This is a genomic window from Halochromatium sp. (assembly GCF_054919635.1).
The window spans coordinates 1-5,038 of record NZ_JBUDPI010000279.1 but is presented as its reverse complement, the minus strand read 5'-3'; the positions used below and the strand labels follow the sequence as shown (position 1 = coordinate 5,038).

The window sequence follows — 5,038 nt, the reverse complement described above, 5'->3', positions numbered from 1 at the left end:
AAGTAGACGCGGTGGATCAAGGCGGCTATACGGCGCTGCTGCTGGCGGCCTCGAACAACCATACCGCCGTGATGGCGCAGCTGCTGGCGCAGGGCGCGATGATCGACGCCAAGGAGCAGACCCAGGGCTACACCCCGCTGATCTGGGCCGCACACCGGGGCCACCGCCAGGCCGTTGAGCTGCTGCTCGCACAGGGCGCCGATACGACGTTGCCCGACTTCGAAGGCAAGACAGCCGCGGATCACGCCCGCGAGCAGGGGTACGCAGAGATAATGTCGCTGCTCAAGACGCAATAGCGTCAGGAGCGCAAAAGCCTAGCGCGCTTGGCTCGAGCGATTGTCCGGGTGTGTGTACCCACAACTTGGCATCGCCTAACTTGACGCCTCCTTGCGAGATTCATTTTCAATCAATATGATTCAATTTGAATCACAACCCGACAGACCGAGGAGGTCGCCGATGGCCAAAGCCGCAACACGCGTATTGACCGCGCACGTCCCTGTTCCGCTGGCCGAGAAAGTCGATCAAATGGCCGACCGCCTAGAGCGCTCACGCGGTTGGATCATGAAGCAGGCGCTTTCCTCCTGGATCGCCCTCGAGGAAGAGCGTGATCGTCTTACCCAGGAAGCCTTGGCCGACGTCGATGCAGGCCGAGTCATCGACCACCAAGCCGTTCAAGCGTGGGCTGAGCGCTTAGACGCGGATGAACCGCTACCCGTCCCGCGCTGATGGAGCTGAAGTGAACCAGCAAGGCGCTCTCTGATCTGGCGCGGCTCCACGAGTTTTTGGCGCCAGTGAGCAAATCGGCAGCAGCACGCGCCGTTCAGGCGCTCGTCAAGGCGCCAACCAGCCTGCTGACGCAACCGCGAATCGGCGAGCAATTGTTTCAGTTCGAGCCGCGCGAGGTCCGGCGGCTGCTCGTGAGTCAGTACGAGGTGCGCTACGAGATCTCCGGCGAGATCATCTACGTTCTGCGACTCTGGCACACACGAGAAGATCGGTGATCTAGAGTTGCCACCAACCCACGAGGACTTCATACGCAAGCTGCGACCGCTTTTCGCGCCCATGAGCCGCGTGGGCCTAGCACGGACTTGGTCGACAGGCGAGCGACCCTATCTCCTCGCCACGTGTAGAGCAGTAACCGTTAGGAGCTGAGTGAGACACCGATGAAGCGTAAAGCCCGTATTTCCGAGCATTTAACCAACGGCTTGAATCCGATGCACCTCGAGGTCACCGACGAGAGCCACATGCACAACGTGCCCGAAGGCGCCGAGTCGCACTTCAAGGTGCTGGCTGTTAGCGAGGTCTTTGCCGGCGAGAAGCTGATCGACCGTCACCGGCGCGTCAATGCGCTAGTCCGCGATGAGCTCGCGGGCGGCTTGCACGCACTGGCCATCCACGCCTGGACACCGCAGGAATGGTTCGACAAGGGCGGCGGTGCGGCCCCGACCTCACCCGAGTGCCTCGGCGGCAGCAAGCAGACCGGCTGAGCCCAGCCCGATCTGCTACCTCCTGCCTCTCGCTGTAGCTAGCGATTATTCGGTAACACTTGAGTGAGCCGGCTCGCTGCGGTTTCGCTGACTATCACTGGCTCGAAGCAGGATTTCGGGTAGAGATAATCATCACCCGACTCGTCGATGATGCGGATCATGTCATGCTTGGCGTCCGCATCCAACACCTCGTAGAGTCGACCGAGCTGGATATCGTCACCAGACAAATCGCCGAGCTGATCCTTGCTAAGGCAGACTACAAAGTTCAAAGCCATCGCTTCACCTTCAATTTGACCTTGCCAATGCCATGCGCTTCGTACCAGTGAACTTCAGCCTGGGCCAAGCTGCCATCCTGGACGCGGATCATCGCTATCCCCTTCTTCTTTTTCCAGTTTCCGGGGCCAAAACGTTTGCGCAACTGAGCTAGCTCGCGAATTCCCCGGCCTTCCGCGATCGTCTCGACCTGTTTGATTGGAGAAACAACCTCCAAGCCGTCACCGCGGATTCTTCTGGCTCTTAAAGAACGCCTGGGTCACCTTGAACACAACCGGGCTCAGCAAGAGCAACGCGATCAGGTTGGGTATCGCCATCATCGCATTCATGGTGTCGGCCAGTAGCCAGACGAAATCGAGCTGACTGATCGCACCAATCGGGATTGCGATCACCCAGAGCACCCGGAACGGGATGATGGCGTGAACCCCGAATAGGTATTCAACGCAGCGCTCGCCGTAGACGCTCCAGCCGAGGATGGTGGTGAAGGCAAAGAGCGCGAGCCCGATCGAGACCACATAGGCGCCGCTACCGGGCAGCTCCTCGCCGAAGGAGACCGCGGACAGGGCCGCGCCGGTGATGTTGCGGTTGTGCTCTTCAGTGCTGCCGTCGGCGGCCTCGAGCATGCAGACCGTGCTTGGCTTGCGGATCATCCATGAGCTGTCGACGCGCTCCTCGATGACGCCGCCACGCTCAACGCAATCAGTAAACTCGGGACTATCGGCCTTCCATTGCCCAGAGACGACGATCACTAGCCCGGTGATGGTGCAGATGATGATGGTGTCGATGAAGGTGCCGAGCATGGCGATGGTGCCTTGCCGCACCGGGCTGTCGGTCTCGGCGGCAGCATGGGCGATGGGCGCGCTGCCAAGGCCAGCCTCGTTCGAGAAGATGCCGCGCGCCACGCCCATCTGTAGCGCTAGCATCACCGAGGCGCCAGCAAAGCCGCCGACCCCGGCCGCCGGGGTGAAGGCGTAGTCGACGATGGTGACAATCGCCCCTGGGATCTCTCCCAGGTTCAGCGCCAGCACGATCAACCCAGAGACGAGATAGGCCAGCGCCATCAAGGGCACCAGCCGGCCGGCGACCTGCGCGATCCAGCGAATGCCGCCGATCAGCACCAACCCAACCAGCAAGGCCATCACCAGCCCGGTGCCCAGCTCGGGGACGCCGAACTTGGTCTCGAGCGCGTGTGCCACCGAGTTGGCTTGCACCGTGTTGCCGATGCCGAAACCGGCGATGGCGCCGAAGATGGCGAACAGTACCGCCAGCCAAAGCCATTTCGGCCCCAAGCCGTTGCGGATGTAGTACATGGGCCCGCCGACGTGATTGTTCTTCTCGTCGACCTCGCGATAGCGCACCGCGAGCACGGCCTCGGAGTACTTGGTGGCCATGCCGACCAGGGCCGTGATCCACATCCAGAACAGTGCACCAGGCCCGCCGATGGCGAGTGCAGTCCCAACACCGGCGATGTTGCCGGTTCCAATGGTCGCCGAGAGCGAGGTCATCAGGGCGTTGAACGGCGTGATATCGCCACTGCCCTGCTCCTTGCGGCCGCGCCAGAGCGTGCGGAAGCCGAACGGAAGCCGATGCAGCGGCATCGCCTTGAGGCCCACGGAAAGGTAAAGGCCCGTACCGAGAATCAGCACGAGCATCGGTGGTCCCCAGACCCACCCGTTGATGGAACCAATCACTGCTGAAACCTGCTCCACTGGTGCCCCCTTTGAGTAGATACTGAAACTGCGAGTCGTTGCGGAAACTGCATGTTGACGCCAGCGGCGTACTATACACGGCAGCGACCAAACCGCTCATCTCGAATCAGGCCGCAACTCCCGCTTGGAGCACGCCGGTTCGGGCGTATATTGGCCGTTACGATGCGACGTACGACTTCGAGAGGTCACACCATGGCAGCACCCGACCTGACACCCATTCAGCCCCTGATCCAAGAGCTCAATCAGCACCCGATCTATGCCGAGCTCAAAGACATCGACGACCTGCGGGTGTTCATGGCACATCACGCCTTCTCGGTCTGGGACTTCATGTCCCTGATCAAGTACCTACAGGGCAAGCTGGCGCCGATCCAGGTGCCTTGGCCGCCGCAGGGCAACCCAGCCGTCCGTTACTTCATCAACCAGTTGGTGTTGGAAGAAGAGTCCGACAGCATCGAAGGCAGCAGCGGCCCGAGCTATAGCAGCCACTTCGAATTCTATTGCCAGGCGATGCACGAGATCGGTGCCGATGGCGACAACCCGCGCCGTTTCGTCGCGCTGGTGCAAGAGAAAGGGCTTGACGCCGCGCTCTACTCGGACCTCGTCCCGCTGCCCTCGCGCTACTTCAGCGAGACCACCTTTTGCTTTATTCGCGAGGACAAGCCGCATGCTGTTGCCGCGGCGCTCGCCGTTGGCCGCGAGCGTGTGATCCCGGAGATGTTCCGCTCACTGCTCTCGCGCATGGCGATCAATGAGCAAGACGCGCCTGCCTTCCACTATTACCTGAGCCGCCATATCCATCTCGACGAGGACTTCCATGGTCCCTTGTCGATGTCGATGCTCGAGCAGCTCTGCGGCGATGATCCGGAGCGGCTCGAGGAGGCCGTGATCGCCGCCGAGGAGGCGATCTGCGCGCGCATCCGCTTTTGGGATGGCGTGCTCGATGCGGTGCGCAACAACCGCGAGGCTCGGCGCTAGCCGCGCGGGCTGACCTTAAACCCTATGCCGCTCGGGGTAGAATCCCCGCATCCTGGGGCCATCTTTCAGGAACCATTTTAGGTTTTCCCGATACAACGTCACGACGAGGTGGATCGATGGCTCTAGCAGTACCGCTCGATAACGAAGGCTTCTTGCTCAACCGCGATGACTGGACCGAAGAGCTTGCGGTGGAGCTTGCCGAGCAAGACGAGTTCGAGATGAACGAGCAGGTGATGCAGTTCATTCGCGAGGCGCGCAGCATGTACGACAACGATGGCGTGGTGCCGCCGATCCGCATCTTCGCCAAGAAGCAAGGTGTCTCGACCAAAGAGCTCTACAACATCTTCAAGAAAGGCCCCATGAAGCTGATCTGCAAATGGGGTGGTTTGCCAAAGCCCACAGGCTGTGTCTGATCGGGCATCAAGCGTGGGCATCAATCGATGCGATGAGGTGAGAGAATAGCGATGGCAGGCGTACTTTCGTTCAAAGGCGACCCGCTCTGGAAACGCGCCAGTGATCCCGGCTACCGGGTCGGCTGGCGCAGCAAGGCGAAGTTCGAGAAGGGCCATCTCGAGGGCGAGATGACCTATGGCG

Annotated in this window: 8 protein-coding genes and 1 pseudogene; 6 read left to right on the top strand and 3 right to left on the bottom strand. The window is 61.0% G+C overall.

All coding sequences use genetic code 11. From position 1 onward, the window contains the following. The 4 genes and pseudogenes from ACY693_RS14780 to ACY693_RS14765 all read left to right on the top strand — a co-directional run. Positions 1–296, top strand: a 296-nt coding sequence (locus ACY693_RS14780) for an ankyrin repeat domain-containing protein (RefSeq protein ID WP_462322578.1), incomplete at its 5' end; no start/stop codon positions are given. A gap of 160 nt (positions 297–456) precedes the next feature. Next, positions 457–726 (top strand): CopG family ribbon-helix-helix protein, encoded by a 270-nt coding sequence (locus ACY693_RS14775; RefSeq protein WP_462322577.1) that lies wholly within the window; start codon positions 457–459, stop codon positions 724–726. A gap of 26 nt (positions 727–752) precedes the next feature. Next, a pseudogene (locus tag ACY693_RS14770) lies at positions 753–1,001 on the top strand (type II toxin-antitoxin system RelE/ParE family toxin); the annotation flags it as partial. 162 nt (positions 1,002–1,163) lie between these two features. Continuing rightward, the gene (locus ACY693_RS14765; protein WP_462322576.1) at positions 1,164–1,487 is read left to right on the top strand and encodes a BolA family protein; all 324 of its coding nucleotides are present in this window, start codon (positions 1,164–1,166) and stop codon (positions 1,485–1,487) included. 38 nt (positions 1,488–1,525) lie between these two features. Here the strand turns inward: ACY693_RS14765 and ACY693_RS14760 are convergent, their stop codons facing one another. Genes ACY693_RS14760 through ACY693_RS14750 form a run of 3 tightly spaced genes read right to left on the bottom strand, consistent with a single transcriptional unit; the run spans position 1,526 to position 3,469 of the window. Beyond that, positions 1,526–1,762: a hypothetical protein gene (locus tag ACY693_RS14760; protein ID WP_462322575.1), complete on the bottom strand. Its 237-nt coding sequence runs from the start codon at positions 1,760–1,762 to the stop codon at positions 1,526–1,528. After that, positions 1,753–1,977, bottom strand: coding sequence for a hypothetical protein (locus ACY693_RS14755; RefSeq protein ID WP_462322574.1), 225 nt, complete (start codon positions 1,975–1,977; stop codon positions 1,753–1,755). Before ACY693_RS14755 ends, ACY693_RS14760 begins: the two co-directional genes overlap by 10 nt. A gap of 4 nt (positions 1,978–1,981) precedes the next feature. Then, positions 1,982–3,469 (bottom strand): alanine/glycine:cation symporter family protein, encoded by a 1,488-nt coding sequence (locus tag ACY693_RS14750; RefSeq protein WP_462322573.1) that lies wholly within the window; start codon positions 3,467–3,469, stop codon positions 1,982–1,984. A 192-nt stretch (positions 3,470–3,661) separates the two neighbouring features. Between ACY693_RS14750 and ACY693_RS14745 the strand changes: the two genes are divergently transcribed. Both ACY693_RS14745 and ACY693_RS14740 read left to right on the top strand, forming a co-directional pair. Further along, positions 3,662–4,444, top strand: coding sequence for a DUF3050 domain-containing protein (locus tag ACY693_RS14745; RefSeq protein WP_462322572.1), 783 nt, complete (start codon positions 3,662–3,664; stop codon positions 4,442–4,444). A gap of 116 nt (positions 4,445–4,560) precedes the next feature. Further along, complete coding sequence (locus tag ACY693_RS14740; protein WP_462322571.1) at positions 4,561–4,857, top strand: TusE/DsrC/DsvC family sulfur relay protein; 297 nt, start codon at positions 4,561–4,563, stop codon at positions 4,855–4,857. Positions 4,858–5,038 lie beyond the last annotated feature (181 nt).